Below are 16293 nucleotides of genomic sequence, written 5' to 3' on the forward strand. Positions count from 1 at the left end.
GGCCAGCCTAGATCAGCCCGGCGGCAGCTCGACGCGCACCGTCCAGTCACCGGCGTCGTCCGGGCCCGTGTGCGCCCGGCCGCCCAGGAGCGCGGCCCGTTCGCGTATGCCCCGCAGGCCGCCGTCGCGTCCCGGCGCGGATCTCGCGTCCGGCAGCGGATTGCGCACGTCCAGCGTGAGCGCCCCGTCCACCACCTCGACGCGGACCCGTGCGGGCACGGCACCCGCGTGCCGCAGCACGTTGGTCAGCGCCTCCTGGAGGATGCGGTAGCCCTCGCGGGAGACATGGCCGGGCAGCGTCTCGAGCGGGCCCGCGACCTCGGCGTCGACCTTGGCCCCCGAGGCCCGGGCGGACTCCAGCAGGCGGTCGGCGTCCGCGAGCGTCGGTCTGCTGCTCGCCGGCCGCTCCGACTCGCGCAGCACGCCGAGCACCCGTTCCAGATCCTCCAGGGCCGCCCGGCCGGTCTCCTCGATGGCGGTCAGGGCCCGGTCGGTGAACTCCGCGCTGTTCGCCGCGCGGGCGGCCCCCGCCTGGACGACGGCGACGGTCAGCGCGTGGCCGATGGAGTCGTGCAGCTCGCGTGCGATGCGGGTGCGTTCCAGGAGTTGCTCGGTGCGTTCCTCCAGGGCGGAGAGCCGTTCGGCGGCGGACGGTCCGAGCAACGCGCGGGCCGCCGCCGTGGCCACGGCGCCGAGGCCGACCACGGCGCCGTACAGGGCGAGGAGGGGGAGCGGGGCGAGGAGGGCGTACGCCCAGTGCGGCGCCGCGTTCCGCAGGAACGGTAGGTCCACCCGGTGGCCCAGGGCGTGCCGGACCAGCTCGACGGCGAGAACCGGCAGCCAGACACAGACGCCCGTGGTCAGGGCGCCCAGCAGCATGCGCACCTGCAGCCACACCACCGTGCGCAGCCGGTCGCGCCAGTGCGCGGAGGGCGCCACCGAGAAGGAGGAGTCGTCGATGCCGGGCGTCAGGAGCAGACGGGCCTGCACGCCCTCGCCGGTACGCACCGCCGGGACGAGCCCGACCGGGACCAGCACCGCCGCGGGCACCCACATGGAGCGCTCGTCGATGAACATCCACACACTGACCACGAGCATCGGCACCCACAGATGCAGCAGTCGTGTGTACGTCGTCCCCCGGCACAGCGGGCGCAGCAAGCGGACCATCCACTCATCCTGTCAGCCGCCACCGGCACCCGACCTCCCCCGCACGGGGGAGGGGATCTCCACCGACGGGGGAGGCCCCGCCCCCGCACCGACCGGCACGCTGCTGCCATGACCAGCATCGACGTCCACCACCTCACCAAGGAGTACGGCACCCGACGAGCCGTCGACGACCTCACCTTCACCGTGCGCCCCGGCCGCGTCACCGGCTTCCTCGGCCCCAACGGAGCCGGCAAGTCGACCACCATGCGGCTCGTCCTCGGCCTGGACCGGCCCACCTCCGGGACCGCGACCGTCGGCGGACGCGCCTACACCACCCTGCGCGAGCCGCTGCGGCACGTCGGCGCCCTGCTCGACGCGGACGCCGCCCACGGCTCGCGTACCGGCCGCGGCCATCTGCGCGTCCTGGCGGCCAGCAACCGTGTCGCCGCCCGCCGGGTCGACGAGGTGATGGAGCAGACGGGTATCGCGTCCGTGGCCCACCGCAGGGTGAAGACGTACTCCCTGGGCATGCGCCAGCGGCTGGGCATCGCCGCCGCGCTCCTGGGCGACCCCCAAGTGGTGCTCCTGGACGAGCCGTCCAACGGGCTGGACCCCGAGGGCATCGTCTGGATCCGCGAACTCCTGCGCGGGCTCGCGGACGAGGGGCGCACCGTCCTCGTCTCCAGCCACCTCATGAACGAGACCGCGTCCTTCGCCGACCACCTGGTCGTCCTCGGCCGGGGCCGCCTGCTCGCCGACACGCCGATGCGGGAGTTCATCGACGCCCGCGTACGGCCACGGGTCCGCATCCGGACGCCGGACGCGACCGCTCTGAAGGCCGCGCTCGCCCGGCACGGCCACGACGCCGTGGACCACGACGACGGGTACTGGACCGTGCACCACGCGCGCGTGGACGACATCGGCCGGATCGTGTCCGGCGCGGGGGTGCCCGTCCTCGAACTGGCCGCGGACGAAGGCACGCTGGAACAGGCCTACCTCGACCTGACCGCCACCGAGACCGAGTTCACCGCACAGCCCCAGGAGGCCTGACCATGGATCTCGCGCCCGTCCTCCGCGCGGAGGCGCTCAAGGTGCTCACCCTGCGTTCGCTGTGCGGCGCGCTGCTGGCCCTGTTCGCCGCCACCACCGCGTTCTCCGCGCTGGCCGGAGTGTCCGACACCTCCGACCCGGAATTCGACCCGCTGTTCACGGCCCTGTCCGGGGTCATGCCGGGCCAGATCGCGGCCATCGCCTTCGGTGCCGTCGTCGTCTCCAGCGAGTACCAGGGCAACGGAATCCGGCTCACCCTGGCCGCGGTCCCCCAGCGCGGCCGGTGGTTCGCGGCGAAGCTGGCCGTCGTCGCCGTACCGGCGCTCGGGGTGGGTCTGGTCACCGCGCTCGCCGCCCTGTTCGCCGCTCGTGCGGGCCTCGGCGCGGCGGCGGGCGGACTCACCGCCGGGGAGCAGATCCGCGGTGTCGTGGGCTGCGGGATCTACCTCATGCTCATGGCCCTGTTCGCGGCCGGGCTCACCGCCCTGTTCCGCAGCGGAGTGGCCACCCTGTCCACCCTGGTCCCGTTCATCCTCGTCGTCTCCTTCGTGATCGGGGACGCGGCGGGCACCGTCGCCGACTTCCTGCCGGACAGGGCGGGGCAGACCGTCCTCCACCAGACGTACGAGGGCGCCCTGGGACCCTGGACGGGGCTCGCGGTGACCGCGCTGTGGACGGCGGCCGCCCTCCTGGCCGGGTTCTGGCGCCTGCGCAGCCGGGACGCCTGAGCACGGGCGGCCGGCGGGGCCCGGCTGACGCCCCGCCAATTGTCAGTGGCTGCGGGTTTACTGGACGCATGGACATCGCGCGGCACCTCGCCCTCATCGACGAGCTGTGCTTCCGGCCCTTCCCGGCGGAGCACGGCCCGCCGGACGGGGACCCGGCGGGCCCCGGGTGCTTCACGGCGGTGCTGGAGAGCAGCCAGGGCCTCGCCGGCCGCGACCCGGCGGAGCGGGCGGTGACGGTGGAGCAGTACGAGAAGGAGCGGGACGCGCTCGGGGAACGGCTCGCCGCGCGCTGGGGCGAGACGGCCCCCTGGAACCTGCAGACGGTCCTGCTGCGCACCGAGCGGGAGGAGATACCCGAGCCGTGGGCCGGCCTGAGCGCCCGCGCCCGCGTGGCCTGCCTCTGGGAGGCGCGGGGCACCGGCCGCTGGGTCGCGGTGGCCGTCGCCGACCGCGACGAGGCGGACGAGGTACGGCTGCTGGCCGTGGTCACGCGGGAGGCACCGCCGTGACCGCCCCGCCTACGCCCCCGGCCGTTCCTCCGCGGCGACCCGCAGCCGGGCGAACTCCTCGGCCATCGTCTGCGCCGTCCAGTGCGCGTTGAGTCCGCTCGGGTTGGGCAGCACCCACACCCGCGTCCCGCCCAACGTCCGCTCCTGGGGGCCGACGCGAGCCTTCCGCTCGTCGAAGGCGGTCCGGTAGGCGGTGACGCCGACCACGGCCAGCCAGCGGGGCTTCAGCCGTGCCACCTTCGCGACCAGCAGCCGCCCGCCCTCCCGGTACTCCTCGGCGCTCAGCTCGTCCGCCCGCGCGCTGGCCCGCGCCACGACGTTGGTGATGCCGAGCCCGTACGACGGCAGCTCGTGCTGTTCCGACGGCTTCAGCAGCCGGGGCGTGAACCCGGACAGGTGCAGGACCGGCCAGAAGCGGTTGCCGGGACGGGCGAAGTGGTGCCCCGTCGCCGCCGACAGCAGACCCGGGTTGATGCCGCAGAACAGCACGCGCAGGCCGTCCGCGACGACGTCCGGCAGCAGACGGTCGCGGGCGGCCTCCAGCTCGGCGCGGGTGAAGCGGGTCAGAGGATGGCTCCGGGGGTGTAGCCCGCGGCCTCCGGGTGCCGCTTGACGATCTCCTCGATCCGGCCGACGACGGTACCGGCCTGGTCGGCGGCGGCGCCGGTGAAGGAGAGCTTGTCGGCCATCAGCGCGTCCAGCGCCGCACCGTCCAGCGGGATGCGCGCGTCGGCGGCCAGCTTGTCCAGGAGTTCGTTGCGCTCGGCACCCCGCTCGCGCATCGCCAGCGCGGAGGCGACGGCGTGCTCCTTGATCGCCTCGTGGGCGACCTCGCGGCCCACACCGGCCCGCACCGCGCCCATCAGCACCTTGGTGGTGGCCAGGAACGGCAGGTAGCGGTCGAGTTCCCGGGCCACGACGGCCGGGAAGGCACCGAACTCGTCGAGCACGGTCAGGAACGTCTCCAGGAGCCCGTCCAGCGCGAAGAACGCGTCGGGGAGCGCCACCCGGCGCACCACCGAGCAGGACACGTCGCCCTCGTTCCACTGGTCGCCCGCCAGCTCGCCGGTCATCGAGGCGTAGCCGCGCAGGATCACCATCAGGCCGTTGACGCGCTCGCAGGAGCGGGTGTTCATCTTGTGCGGCATCGCGGACGAGCCGACCTGGCCGGGCTTGAAGCCCTCGGTGACCAGCTCGTGCCCGGCCATCAGCCGGATCGTCTTGGCCAGCGAGGAGGGCGCCGCCGCGAGCTGCACCAGCGCGGTGACGACCTCGTAGTCCAGGGAGCGCGGGTAGACCTGGCCGACCGAGGTGAACGCCTGCGAGAAGCCGAGGTGCCCGGCGATCCGCTGCTCCAGCTCGGCGAGCTTGCCCGCGTCGCCGCCGAGCAGGTCCAGCATGTCCTGTGCGGTGCCGACGGGGCCCTTGATGCCCCGCAGCGGGTAGCGGCCGAGCAGCTCCTCCAGGCGGCCGTACGCCACGAGCAGCTCGTCGGCGGCGGTGGCGAACCGCTTGCCCAGCGTCGTGGCCTGCGCGGCGACGTTGTGGGAGCGGCCGGCCATGACCAGCTCGCCGTACTCGCCGGCCAGCCTGCCGAGGCGGGCCAGGACGGCCACCGAACGGTCCCGGACCAGTTCGAGGGAGAGCCGGATCTGGAGCTGCTCGACGTTCTCCGTGAGGTCGCGGGAGGTCATGCCCTTGTGCACGTGCTCGTGCCCGGCGAGGTCGTTGAACTCCTCGATCCGCGCCTTCACGTCGTGTCGCGTGACCTTCTCGCGCTCGGCGATCGAGGCCAGGTCGACCTGGTCGAGGACGCGCTCGTAGTCGGCGAGCGCGGCGTCGGGCACCTCGATGCCCAGATCCTTCTGGGCCCGCAGCACGGCGAGCCAGAGCCGGCGCTCCAGCTTCACCTTCTGCTCGGGCGACCAGAGCGTGGCGAGCTCGGCGGAGGCGTAGCGTCCGGCGAGGACGTTCGGGATGCGGGGCTTGGCGGGAGCGGAAGTCACGTGGACGGATTCTACTGGCGATTCGTGCAGGTCGGCGTCGCGGGGTGGTTCGTCGGAAGCTACGAAGGGGCCCCGGTGCCGGGGCTCACCGCGCGGGGTCCCCGTAGGGGAGCAGCTCCGGGCGCTTGGGCGGCAGGCCGTCCCCGGACGAGCGGCCGGTCAGCCTGCGGCCGATCCACGGCAGCAGGTGCTGCCGGGCGAACCGGACGTCCGCGGTCCTGCGCGCCACCCAGCCCGGCGGCGGCGTCGCGGGGACCGGGGCGTGCCAGTCGGGGTCCTCGGGTTCGTGACCGAGCGACTGCCACACCGCCTCCGCGACCCTGCGGTGGCCCTCGGCCGTCAGGTGCAGCCGGTCCGCGTCCCACATGCGGGGGTCGGCCAGCGACCGGGCCGCGTACAGGTCGACGACGACCGCGCCGTGCTGCTGCGCGAGGTCGTCGACGACGGCGAACAGCGCCTCCATGCGCGGACGGAACCGTTCGAGGACCGGGCCCTGCCGGCCCGGGCTGCGCATCAGCACCAGCTGCTTGCAGTTCGGGGCGAGCCGCTCCACGGCCTGGGTCAGCAGGTCCCGCACCCGGGCCATGTCGCACTGGGGCCGCAGCGTGTCGTTGAGCCCGCCGACCAGGGTGATCACGTCGGCTCCCATGGCGGCGGCCACGTCCACCTGCTCGTCGACGATCTGTCCGATCAGCTTCCCGCGCACCGCGAGGTTGGCGTACCTGAAGCCGGGGGAGCGGGCCGCCATCCGGGCGGCGAGGAGGTCGGCCCAGCCCCGGTAGGAGCCGTCGGGCAGCAGGTCCGACATGCCCTCGGTGAAGGAGTCGCCGACGGCGACGAGGCTGGTGTAGGCGGGGTTCGTCTGCATGGCGACGGACATGGTATCGCCTGCACATACCCGCCGGTCGGTCGCCCTCGGGAAGGGCGTACCGCCAGTACGTCCCCCCGCGGTGACTCGCTGCCCGCGGGGAACGGGCGTTACCTGGAAGACAGGGGGCGCGGCGGCGCCCGTCGCCGCCCGGCGCACCGGCAGTCAAGAAACCGGATCAAGAGATCAATGGATCAAGCAGACAAGGAAGACCCGTGCAGATCACACGCAGCTCGATCAACACCGTCAAGGGACCGGCCGACTGGTTCACCGGCGACGTCTACATCGACGCCGTCGCCGCTGCCCCCGCGCCGTCCAGGGTCACTGCCAACCTCGTCCACTTCATGCCCGGCGCGCGCACCCACTGGCACCGGCACCCGCTGAGCCAGACCGTCTTCGTGACCGAGGGGATCGGCCTGTGCCAGCGTCGCGGTGGTCCCGTCGAGGTCATCCGCCCCGGCGACCGCGTCCTGTTCGAGGCCGACGAGGAGCACTGGCACGGCGCGGCGCCCGACCGCCTCATGGTGCACCTGGCCGTCAACGAGGCGGACGCCGACCACGACGTCGTGCACTGGCTGACCCCCGTCACCGACGAGGAGTACGCCGCCGCCCCGGCCACCGGCTGACCGCGCCGCCGCCCCGGCCACCGGCTGACCGCGGCACCGCCCCGCCGACGGGCCGGGGGCACCGCTCACGTCCGCTGCCCGAACAGCTCCCTCAGCACGTCCTCCATGGTCACCAGCCCCGCGAGCCGCCCGTCCGAGCCGAGCACCGCCGCCAGGTGGGTGCGGCTGCGGCGCATGGCGGTGAGCACGTCGTCGAGCGGGGTGCGCTCGCGCACCCGGGCGATGGGCCGCATGTCCCGCAGCCGGAAGGGCAGGTCCCGCGGCGAGGCGTCCAGGGCGTCCTTCACGTGCAGGTAGCCGACGATCCGCCGTCCGTCGTCCACCACCGGGAAACGGGAGAATCCCGACTGCACCGAGAGCCGCTCCAACTGCTCCGGGGTGATGCCCACGCGCGCGTGGACGACGCGCTCCAGCGGCAGCACCACGTCCCGCACCGGCCGGCGGCCCAGCTCCAGGGCGTCGCGGAGCCGCTCCCGGGCCCGGTCGTCGATCAGCCCGGCCTCGCCGGCGTCCTTGACGATCTCCGCCAGCTCCGCGTCCGTGAAGGTCGCCGCCACCTCGTTCTTCGCCTCCACCCTGAGCAGCTTGAGCAGCCCGTTCGCGAAGGCGTTGACGGTGAAGATCACCGGCCGCAGGGCCCGGGACAGCGCCACCAGGGGCGGCCCGAGGAGCAGCGCGCTGCGCACCGGCTCGGCCAGCGCGATGTTCTTGGGCACCATCTCGCCGAGCAGCATGTGCAGATACGTCGCCAGCGCCAGCGCGATCACGAAGGACACGGCGTGCCCCGCGCCCGACGGCACACCCACCGCGTGGAACACCGGCTCCAGCAGGTGCGCGATCGCCGGTTCCGCGACCACGCCGAGGACCAGCGTGCACAGGGTGATGCCGAGCTGCGCCGCGGCCAGCAGCGCCGAGACGTGCTCCAGACCCCACAGCACGCGCCTGGCCCGGGCGTCGCCCTCCTCGGCGTACGGTTCCACCTGGCTGCGGCGCACGGAGATCAGCGCGAACTCGGCGCCCACGAAGAACGCGTTGACGACCAGCGTCGCCAGACCGATCAGCAGCTGTACGGCGGTCACCGGCCGGCCTCCCCTTCGTCCTCCCCGCCGGGGCCGGGCCCGGCCGCGTCGTCGAGGGGCGCGTGCATCAGCACCCGGGAGGCCCTGTGCCCCGTCGCCTCCACGACGTCCAGCCGCCAGCCGGCGACGTCGAGGCGGTCACCGACGGCGGGGATGCGCCCGAGACCGGCCGCGATCAGCCCCGCGACCGTCTCGTACGGTCCCTCGGGCACCCGCAGCCCCAGCCGTTCGAGCCGGTCCACGCGCGCCGAGCCGTCGGCCCGGTACAGCGCGCGCCCCGCCTCGTCCGTACCGGCCGCGTCGAGGTCCGGCGTCTCGTGCGGATCGTGCTCGTCGCGCACCTGGCCGACGACCTCCTCGACGATGTCCTCCAGCGTGGCCACGCCCGCCGTCCCGCCGTACTCGTCGATCACCACGGCCATCGTGCGCCGGCCGGAGAGCCGGTCCAGGAGCCGGTCCACGGTCAGGGACTCGGGCACGAGCAGCGGCTCGCGCATCAGGTCGGCCACCGGCATCCCCGGCCGCCGCTCGGCGGGCACCGCCAGGACGTCCTTGACGTGCGCCGTGCCGACCACCGCGTCCAGGGTCTCCCGGTAGACGGGGAACCGGGACAGGCCCGTCGCCCGGGTCGCGTTCGCCACGTCCTCGCAGGTCGCCCGGGCCTCCAGGGCCACGACCTGGACCCGGGGAGTCATCACCTGCTGCGCCGTCAGGTCGGCCAGGTTCAGCGTGCGCACGAACAACTCGGCCGTGTCGGCCTCCAGGGCGCCCTCCTTGGCCGAGTGCCGGGCGAGCGCCGCCAGCTCCTGCGGCCCCCGCGCGGACGCCAGTTCCTCCGCGGGTTCCACGCCGAAGCGGCGCACGACACGGTTGGCGGTGTTGTTCAGATGGGTGATGAAGGGCCGGAAGGCGGCACTGAACCAGCGTTGCGGGCCGCCCACCCGCTTGGCCACGGCCAGCGGCGAGGAGATCGCCCAGTTCTTCGGCACCAGCTCGCCGACGATCATCAGGAAGACCGTCGACAGCGCCGTGCCCACCACCAGGGCCAGTGAGGAGGCCGCCGAACGGGACACGCCCAGGTCCTCCAGCGGCCCGGAGATCAGCGCCGCGACCGACGGCTTGGCGAGCATGCCGACGACCAGATTGGTGACGGTGATGCCGAGCTGGGCGCCGGAGAGCTGGAAGGTCAGGTTCCGTACGCCCTTGAGGGCGCTCGCCGCGCCCCGCTCGCCACGCGCCGCCGCCCGCTCCAGTTCGCCCCGTTCGACGGTGGTCAGCGAGAACTCGGCCGCGACGAAGGCGCCGCACAGGAGCGAGAGCAGGATCGCCACCAGCAGCAGGAGCAGTTCGGTCATCGGCTCACCTCGGACCCATGATCGGCCAGGAACCGCAGGTTCGCCCGATGTTCAAGCCTTCAACCTTTCGCCTCGCGGGCGCTCAGCCGGTCAGGTGCTTCACCCAGCGCCGCCACTGCTCCTGCGGCTCGTACCCGGCCGCCCGCCAGGCATGCTGGGCCCGCTCGTTGCGCACCAGCACCATCGCGTCCCCGCGGCGCCCGCCGAGCCGGACGAAGCGGTCGTCGGCCGCCGCGAGCAGGGCCGTCCCGATGCCCCGGCGCCGGTGGTCCGGGTGCACCGCGAGCCGGTACAGGTGACAGCGCCAGCCGTCGAAGCCCGCGATCACCGTGCCCACCAGCTCGCCGCCCCGCTCGGCCAGGAGCAGCGCCTCGGGGTCGCGCGCCACCAGGCGCTCCACGCCGTCCCGGTCGTCGCTGATGCTCGTCCCCTCGGCGGCCGTCTTCCAGAAGGCCAGCACGGGATCCAGGTCCTCGGGCCCGGCGGGCCGTATGCGCACATCGGTCATGCCGCGATCCCACCACGCGTGCCGAGGCCCGCGAGGGTGATTCCGGCATGCGGACGGTACGCCGTGCGCCGGGCCCGCGGCACCGGACCAGTGGCCCGTCAGTCCTCGCGCAGGGCCCGCAGCACCGGGGCGAAGGCCTCCATGGACGGCTCCAGCACCGTGAGGTAGGTGAACCCGTACCGCTCCCGCTGCGCCCGCACCTGCGCGGTGATCTGCTCCAGCGTCCCGGCCAGGAAGATGGGCAGCTCCAGCGCCTGGCCGGGGGTGAGGTGGGGCAGGTGCTCCAGGTACGGGCGGACGGCGGCCGCACGGTCCTCGGTGACGGCGACCATCTGGACGAGCAGGTTCAGCTCCGCCGGTTCCCCCCGGCCCGCCGCCAGCTCCCGGTACCGGGCGACGCGCTCGTCGAGCTCCTCGGCGGTCAGGGGCAGCAGCTGTCCCGTCGCGCTTCCCCGCACGGTCCGCCCGCCGGTGAACGCGGCGATGTCGGCGTGCCGGGCGGTCAGCTCCAGCATCCGGTCGCCGTTCGCGCCGATCAGCAGCGGCACCCCGGGCCGCTGCACGGGGCGGGGCAGCCACTCCTCGTCGCCCAGCAGCCGCTCCAGCTCCTCGACGGTGCGCCGCAGGTGGTCCACCCGTTCCCCGGGCGAGCCGAAGGCCAGACCCGCGGTGTCGTGCTCCGCGCGGACGTAGCCCGTGCCGAGCCCGAGTTCCAGGCGCCCGCCCGTCAGGGCGTCCGTGGTCGCCACCTCCCGCGCCAGCAGAGCCGGGTTCCAGAACCCCGCGTTGAGCACGAACGTGCCGAGCCGGGGACGCTCGGTGACCCGGGCCGCGGCGACCAGCGCCGGGAACGGCGCGGGCATGCCGAGGTGGTCCGGCACCAGGATCACGTCGTACCCGAGTTCCTCGGCCCGGCGGCACTTGGCGTCCCACTCGTCCGCCGGGGCGGCGCTCATCAGGTTGACGCCGAAACGGAACGGACGCGGCATGAACTCTCCCCACACATCGGTGACTTCGGGCCACGGTGAGTCAATCACCTCCGCACCCGGGGCAGGAAGACCCGGCCACGGCTGTCAGGAGGAGCGCCAGGCGGTGCCCAGCACGCAGTAGGAACTCGGCAGCGCCGGCCCCTCCGGCGGCATCATCGTCCGCCGGTAGGGCCCGAGCACGAACCCCGCCTCCCGCAGCGCCGCGACCGGCTCGCGCGACAGGTGGCAGCCGCCGGACAGGGCGGGCCACAGCGTCCGGTCCAGCGCGCCCTGGGTGAAGGTCATCACCCGCCCGCCGCCCCGGCCGTGCTCGAAGAACCGCACCTGTCCGCCGGGGCGCAGCACCCGCCGCAGCTCGGCCAGGGCCCGCGGCACGTCCCGGACGCTGCACAGCACCAGCGAGACCACGGCCGCGTCGAACGCCTCGCTCTTGACCGGCAGCGCCTCCGCGGTGCCCGGCACCACGTCCACCGGCACCCGGGCGCGCTGCGCCGCGTCCACCGCCAACCGGCGCAGCACGCGCTCCGGCTCGACGGCGACGACCTCGGAGACGGTGCCCGGGTAGTGCGCGAAGTTCAGCCCGTTGCCCGCGCCGACCTCGATCACCCGCCCGGACAGCCCGGCGAGCAGCCGTTCGCGCACGCGGGCCATGCCCATCCGGGTCTCGGCACCCGTGCTGAGCCGGGCGTAGCAACGGGCGAACAGCGGATGGTGCACGGCGTCCCGCGGCACCCCGCGGGACCGGACGGATCGCAGTGGCATGGGACCTCCCTCACGAGACGGCGCCGCACCGCGATTCTCCCCCGCACCGGCCCGTCGCACCCACCGCGCGGGCAACCCGCCCGGGCGCACCCCGGCGGCGCGCGCCCCGTCCCCGCGCCGCCGGTCACAAACGCGCCGCCCGTCAGGGACCGTGCCGGTCGCCGAAGGCCCCCGCGTTCCACGTGCCGTCCAGGGGCGGCGCCAGCCAGCCCGGCGCCGCCGCCCGGAAGCCGGCCGGGGCGAGGGATCCCGCGCCCTCCGGGACCGCGCCGAGGAGGGGGGCGCCGGCCACGTCCGGGAGGTCCGCGAGGTTGCAGCGGGCGGCCAGGTCCGCCACCGCGGGCCACCTGCCGATCACCAGCCCGGGCAGCTCCAGGCCCCGGGAGCGCAGCTCGCGAGCCGTCAGCTCCGTGGTGTTCAGCGTGCCCAGCCCCGCCGGGACCACCAGCAGCACCGGCGCGCCCAGCAGACCGGCCACGTCCGCCAGCGTCCCGCCGGCGGCGTCGAAGCGGACGAGCAGCCCGCCCGCGCCCTCGACCAGGACGAGGTCGTGCTCGGTGGCCAGCTTGGCCGCGGCCTCCGCCACCTCCGGCGGGCGCACGGGCGCCCGTCCGGCCCGGCGCGCCGCCGTGCCCGGCGCCAACGGCTCGGGGAACCGGGCCACTTCCGCGACCGTCACGTCACCCGCGAGCCGCGCCGCCTCCTGGGCGTCCCCGGCCTCGTCCGGGCCCACGCCGGTCTGCGCGGCCTTCAGCACCGCCACCGACCGGCCGCCCGCCAGGGCCGTCGCGGCGACGGCGGCGGTCACGACGGTCTTGCCGACCTCCGTGCCCGTGCCCGTGATCACCAGTACCGGCATGTCATCCCTCCCGTGCCGCCGCGCACACCGCGCGGGCGATCCGTGCCACGTCCGCGTCGCCCGTGACGTACGGCGGCATGGTGTAGACCAGGTCGCGGAACGGCCGCAGCCACACGCCCTCGCGCACGGCCGCCCGTGTCGCCGCCCGCATGTCGACGTCGTGGTCGAGCTGCACCACCCCGATCGCGCCGAGCACCCGTACGTCCCGCACGCCCGGCAGCCCGGCGGCGGGCGCGAGTCCCTCGCTCAGGCCCGCCCCGATCCGCTTGACCTCCGCGAGCCAGTCCTGGCCGAGCAGCAGTCCGATCGACGCGCACGCCACCGCCGCGGCCAGCGGATTGCCCATGAACGTCGGTCCGTGGGCCAGCACCGGCACCTCGCCGCGCGAGATGCCCTCGGCCACCCGCGAGGTGCACAGGGTCGCCGCCATCGTCAGATAGCCGCCGGTCAGCGCCTTGCCCACGCACATCACGTCCGGCGTCACCGCCGCGTGCTCCGCCGCGAACAACGCGCCCGTGCGCCCGAACCCCGTGGCGATCTCGTCGAACACCAGCAGCACGCCGTGCGCGTCGCACGCCTCCCGCAGCACCCGCAGGTACGCGGGGGAGTGGAAGCGCATCCCGCCGGCGCCCTGCACCACCGGCTCCACGATCACCGCGGCCAGCTCGTCGGCGTGCCGCTCGATCAGGGACCGCAGATGGTCGGCGTACGTCTCCTCGTACCGCGCCGGGGGCGCGTCCGCGAAGACCTGGCGCGGCAGGACGCCGGACCACAGCTCGTGCATGCCGCCCTCCGGGTCGCACACCGACATGGGCTGCCACGTGTCCCCGTGGTAGCCGCCGCGCCAGGTGAGCAGGCGGTGCTTGCCGGGGCGGCCGAGGGAGCGCCAGTACTGCAGGCACATCTTCACGGCGACCTCGACCGACACCGACCCGGAGTCGGCGAGGAACACGTGCTCCAGGCCCTCGGGCGAGATGTCGACAAGGAGCTTCGCCAGCCGTACGGCGGGCTCGTGGGTGAGCCCGCCGAACATGACGTGGCTCATCCGCTCCAACTGCTCGCGCGCCGCCTCGTTCAGCACCGGGTGGTTGTAGCCGTGGATCGCCGACCACCAGGACGACATCCCGTCGACCAGCTCCCCGGAGCCGTCGGCCGGCCGCAGCCGCACCCCGCTCGCCGACTCCACGACGAGCGGGTCCTGCCGGCCGGGCATGGGCCCGTACGGGTGCCAGACGTGCCGCCGGTCCAGCGCCAGCAGCTCGGCGACGTGCAGCGCGGGCTCAGGCATTGGGCGCGAGGTCCGTCCCGGCGCCGCGGCGGCGCACCGCGACCAGGTCCGTACGGGGCTCCTCGGCCGTCCGGACCGGCGCGGACGCGGGCGCGGGGGCGCACACCCCACCGCCCGCGTGCGAGCCGCAGCCCCCGGTGCCGCCGGCCGCGCCGTCGGCACCCGCGTGCGAGCCGCAGCCGCCGTCCTCGTGCGAGCCGCAGCCGCCACCCCGCACCGAGGCGCGGTGCTCCGGCAGCGTGACCTCGCCCGCGCCCTCCACCTCGAACCCGGCGTCCGCGATCATCTCCAGGTCCGCGTGGCCCGCCTGGCCCTCGCTCGTGAGGTAGTCGCCGAGGAAGACCGAGTTGGCCAGGTGCAGCGCGAGCGGCTGCATCGTGCGCAGATGGACCTCGCGCCCGCCCGCGATGCGCACCTCGACGTCCGGGCAGACGAACCGCGTCATCGCCAGGATGCGCAGGCACCGCTGCGGGGTGAGGTGCCACTCGTCGGCCAGCGGCGTGCCCTCCATCGGGATCAGGAAGTTGACCGGCACGGAGTCCGGATCCAGCTCGCGCAGCGAGAAGACCACGTCGACCAGGTCCTCGTCGCTCTCGCCCATGCCCGCGATGAGACCCGAACAGGCGGACAGACCGGCCGCGTGGGCCTTGTTCACCGTGTCCACCCGGTCGGCGTACGTGTGCGTGGTGGTGATGTCGCCGTACGTCGACTCGGAGGTGTTGAGGTTGTGGTTGTACGCGTCGGCGCCGGCCTCCCGCAGCCGCTCCGCCTGGCCGTCGGAGAGCAGACCCAGGCAGGCGCACACCTCGACGGACTCGTTCTGTTCCTTGATGGCCCTGATGGTGTCCGAGACCCGGTCCACGTCCCGGTCGGTCGGACCGCGTCCGCTGGCCACGAGACACACCCGCTTGGCGCCCCCGGACACGCCCGCCGCGGCGGCCGCCGAGGCCTGGTCGGGCTTGAGCCAGGTGTACTTCAGGATCTCCGCCCGGGAGCCCAGCCGCTGCGAGCAGTAGGAGCAGTCCTCCGGGCACAGGCCCGACTTGAGGTTGACGAGGTAGTTGAGCTTCACCCGTCGGCCGAACCAGTGACGGCGTACCTTGCCGGCCGCGGCCACCACATCGAGCAGGTCGTCGTCGGAAGTGGCGAGGACGGCGAGCGCCTCCTCGCGGGTCGGCGACTCGCGCCGAAGCCCCTTGTCCACCAGCGTGTTCAGCAGGTCCATGAGAGCCGATCCTGTCCTAAGGGGCCGTCCGCGGCCAAGGAGACTTCGCACAACACTGACAGATCGACGTGTGGGTATTGCCACACCTCGCGGGGGTGGCCGGACCGCTAATGTCTGTTCATTGCCTACAAAACCCCGGAGGACGGCGCCATGGCGTTCGGCTGGATCGACGAGCAGGACCGGGCGCGTCGCGCGGCCGGACTCGTACGGGTGCTGCGGCCCCGTCCGGCCCGGTCGCCGCTGCTGGACCTGGCGAGCAACGACTACCTGGGGCTGGCCCGGCACCCGGAGGTCGTCGAGGGGGCGGTACGGGCCGCCCGGACCTGGGGCGCCGGCGCGACCGGCTCGCGGCTGGTGACCGGTACGACCGCGCTGCACACCGAACTCGAGCGCGAACTGGCCGCGTTCTGCGGCTTCGAGGCGGCGCTCGTCCTCTCCTCCGGCTACGCGGCCAACCTCGCCGCGGTCACCGCGCTGGCACCGCACGGCAGCCTCGTCGTCTCCGACGCGGGCAACCACGCCTCGCTCATCGACGGCTGCCGGCTGGCCCGCGGCACGACCCAGGTCGTGGGGCACGCCGACCCGGACGCCGTGCGCAAGGCACTGGCGACGCACGAGGGCCCCGCCGTGGCCGTGTCCGACACGGTCTTCTCGGTCGACGGCGACGCGGCTCCCCTGGCCGAACTCGCCGAGGCGTGCCGGGCGTACGGCGCCGGACTCGTCGTCGACGACGCCCACGGGCTCGGCGTCCTGGGCCACGGCGGACGGGGTGCCCCGCAGGGGGCGGGGCTCGCGGGCCGGGACGACGTCGTCGCGACCGTCACGCTGTCCAAGTCGCTCGGCGCCCAGGGCGGCGCCGTCCTCGGCCCCGCCCGGGTCGTCGACCACCTGGTCAACGCGGCCCGTACGTTCATCTTCGACACCGGACTCGCCCCCGCCGCGGCGGGGGCGGCCCTGGCGGCCCTCCGGCTGCTCGGCCGCGAGCCCGAGCGTGCGGCGAGGGCCCGAGCCGTCGCCGCCGCACTGCACGCACGCCTGACCGCCGCGGGTCTGGACGCGGTACGTCCCGACGCCGCGGTGGTCTCGGTGCGCGCGCCGTCCCCGGAGGAAGCCGTGCGATGGGCGGCCGACTGCCGTGCGGCCGGCCTGTCCGTGGGCTGCTTCCGCCCTCCTTCCGTGCCCGACGGCGTCTCACGGCTCAGGCTGACCGCCCGCGGGGACCTCTCCGGGGAACAGATCGAACGCGCTGTACGGGTGATCGGCGAAACGCGGCCATGAGTCGGCGTGGCACGGCC

The 16293-nt window shown here is 74.4% G+C and carries 17 protein-coding genes; 5 read left to right on the plus strand and 12 right to left on the minus strand.

Going from position 1 to position 16293, the window contains the following annotated elements; genetic code table 11:
- Positions 1 to 12 precede the first annotated feature (12 nt).
- Positions 13 to 1167, minus strand: coding sequence for a sensor histidine kinase (locus Sdi02f_RS25530; RefSeq protein ID WP_108934090.1), 1155 nt, complete (start codon positions 1165 to 1167; stop codon positions 13 to 15).
- A 108-nt stretch (positions 1168 to 1275) separates the two neighbouring features.
- Here Sdi02f_RS25530 and Sdi02f_RS25535 point away from each other — a divergent pair, with 108 nt between their 5' ends.
- From Sdi02f_RS25535 to Sdi02f_RS25545, 3 genes are all read left to right on the plus strand, one after another.
- Positions 1276 to 2196: an ABC transporter ATP-binding protein gene (locus tag Sdi02f_RS25535; protein WP_030401867.1), complete on the plus strand. Its 921-nt coding sequence runs from the start codon at positions 1276 to 1278 to the stop codon at positions 2194 to 2196.
- A 2-nt stretch (positions 2197 to 2198) separates the two neighbouring features.
- A complete protein-coding gene (locus Sdi02f_RS25540; protein ID WP_030401866.1) occupies positions 2199 to 2924 on the plus strand; it encodes an ABC transporter permease in 726 nt (241 codons plus the stop codon).
- 68 nt (positions 2925 to 2992) lie between these two features.
- Positions 2993 to 3433 (plus strand): hypothetical protein, encoded by a 441-nt coding sequence (locus Sdi02f_RS25545; protein ID WP_053638186.1) that lies wholly within the window; start codon positions 2993 to 2995, stop codon positions 3431 to 3433.
- Between the two features lie 9 nt (positions 3434 to 3442).
- On the opposite strand, the gene mug is transcribed toward Sdi02f_RS25545, so the two are convergent.
- From mug to Sdi02f_RS25560, 3 genes are all read right to left on the minus strand, one after another.
- Complete coding sequence (gene mug, locus Sdi02f_RS25550) at positions 3443 to 3952, minus strand: G/U mismatch-specific DNA glycosylase (RefSeq protein WP_107049617.1); 510 nt, start codon at positions 3950 to 3952, stop codon at positions 3443 to 3445.
- A gap of 44 nt (positions 3953 to 3996) precedes the next feature.
- Positions 3997 to 5439 carry an adenylosuccinate lyase gene (gene purB, locus Sdi02f_RS25555; protein ID WP_108934091.1) on the minus strand — a complete coding sequence of 481 codons (1443 nt, stop codon included), beginning with the start codon at positions 5437 to 5439 and terminating at the stop codon, positions 3997 to 3999.
- An 85-nt stretch (positions 5440 to 5524) separates the two neighbouring features.
- The gene (locus Sdi02f_RS25560) at positions 5525 to 6307 is read right to left on the minus strand and encodes an SGNH/GDSL hydrolase family protein (RefSeq protein WP_030401862.1); all 783 of its coding nucleotides are present in this window, start codon (positions 6305 to 6307) and stop codon (positions 5525 to 5527) included.
- A gap of 215 nt (positions 6308 to 6522) precedes the next feature.
- Between Sdi02f_RS25560 and Sdi02f_RS25565 the strand changes: the two genes are divergently transcribed.
- Positions 6523 to 6933 (plus strand): (R)-mandelonitrile lyase, encoded by a 411-nt coding sequence (locus tag Sdi02f_RS25565; RefSeq protein ID WP_108934092.1) that lies wholly within the window; start codon positions 6523 to 6525, stop codon positions 6931 to 6933.
- A 65-nt stretch (positions 6934 to 6998) separates the two neighbouring features.
- Here Sdi02f_RS25565 and Sdi02f_RS25570 read toward each other — a convergent pair whose 3' ends face one another.
- The 8 genes from Sdi02f_RS25570 to bioB form a co-directional block, all read right to left on the minus strand.
- The gene (locus Sdi02f_RS25570) at positions 6999 to 8012 is read right to left on the minus strand and encodes a hemolysin family protein (RefSeq protein WP_031081881.1); all 1014 of its coding nucleotides are present in this window, start codon (positions 8010 to 8012) and stop codon (positions 6999 to 7001) included.
- Positions 8009 to 9367, minus strand: coding sequence for a hemolysin family protein (locus Sdi02f_RS25575; protein WP_108934093.1), 1359 nt, complete (start codon positions 9365 to 9367; stop codon positions 8009 to 8011). The genes Sdi02f_RS25570 and Sdi02f_RS25575 overlap by 4 nt, the downstream gene beginning before the upstream one ends.
- An 82-nt stretch (positions 9368 to 9449) precedes the next feature.
- The gene (locus Sdi02f_RS25580) at positions 9450 to 9875 is read right to left on the minus strand and encodes a GNAT family N-acetyltransferase (protein ID WP_030401858.1); all 426 of its coding nucleotides are present in this window, start codon (positions 9873 to 9875) and stop codon (positions 9450 to 9452) included.
- Between the two features lie 98 nt (positions 9876 to 9973).
- Positions 9974 to 10864, minus strand: coding sequence for an LLM class F420-dependent oxidoreductase (locus tag Sdi02f_RS25585; RefSeq protein WP_030401857.1), 891 nt, complete (start codon positions 10862 to 10864; stop codon positions 9974 to 9976).
- Between the two features lie 84 nt (positions 10865 to 10948).
- The gene (locus Sdi02f_RS25590) at positions 10949 to 11626 is read right to left on the minus strand and encodes a class I SAM-dependent methyltransferase (RefSeq protein WP_030401856.1); all 678 of its coding nucleotides are present in this window, start codon (positions 11624 to 11626) and stop codon (positions 10949 to 10951) included.
- Positions 11627 to 11768: 142 nt separating this feature from the next.
- Positions 11769 to 12485, minus strand: coding sequence for a dethiobiotin synthase (gene bioD / locus Sdi02f_RS25595; RefSeq protein WP_031081877.1), 717 nt, complete (start codon positions 12483 to 12485; stop codon positions 11769 to 11771).
- A 1-nt stretch (position 12486) separates the two neighbouring features.
- Positions 12487 to 13773 carry an adenosylmethionine--8-amino-7-oxononanoate transaminase gene (locus Sdi02f_RS25600; protein ID WP_030401854.1) on the minus strand — a complete coding sequence of 429 codons (1287 nt, stop codon included), beginning with the start codon at positions 13771 to 13773 and terminating at the stop codon, positions 12487 to 12489.
- A complete protein-coding gene (gene bioB / locus Sdi02f_RS25605; RefSeq protein WP_108934094.1) occupies positions 13766 to 14998 on the minus strand; it encodes a biotin synthase BioB in 1233 nt (410 codons plus the stop codon). Before bioB ends, Sdi02f_RS25600 begins: the two co-directional genes overlap by 8 nt.
- Positions 14999 to 15148: 150 nt before the next feature.
- On the opposite strand from bioB, the gene Sdi02f_RS25610 reads away from it, so the two are divergent.
- Positions 15149 to 16276, plus strand: a complete 1128-nt coding sequence (locus tag Sdi02f_RS25610; protein WP_030401852.1) for an 8-amino-7-oxononanoate synthase — start codon at positions 15149 to 15151, stop codon at positions 16274 to 16276.
- The last annotated feature ends 17 nt before the right edge of the window (positions 16277 to 16293 follow it).

The organism is Streptomyces ardesiacus (assembly GCF_003112575.1).
GTDB classification, from domain to species: domain Bacteria; phylum Actinomycetota; class Actinomycetes; order Streptomycetales; family Streptomycetaceae; genus Streptomyces; species Streptomyces ardesiacus.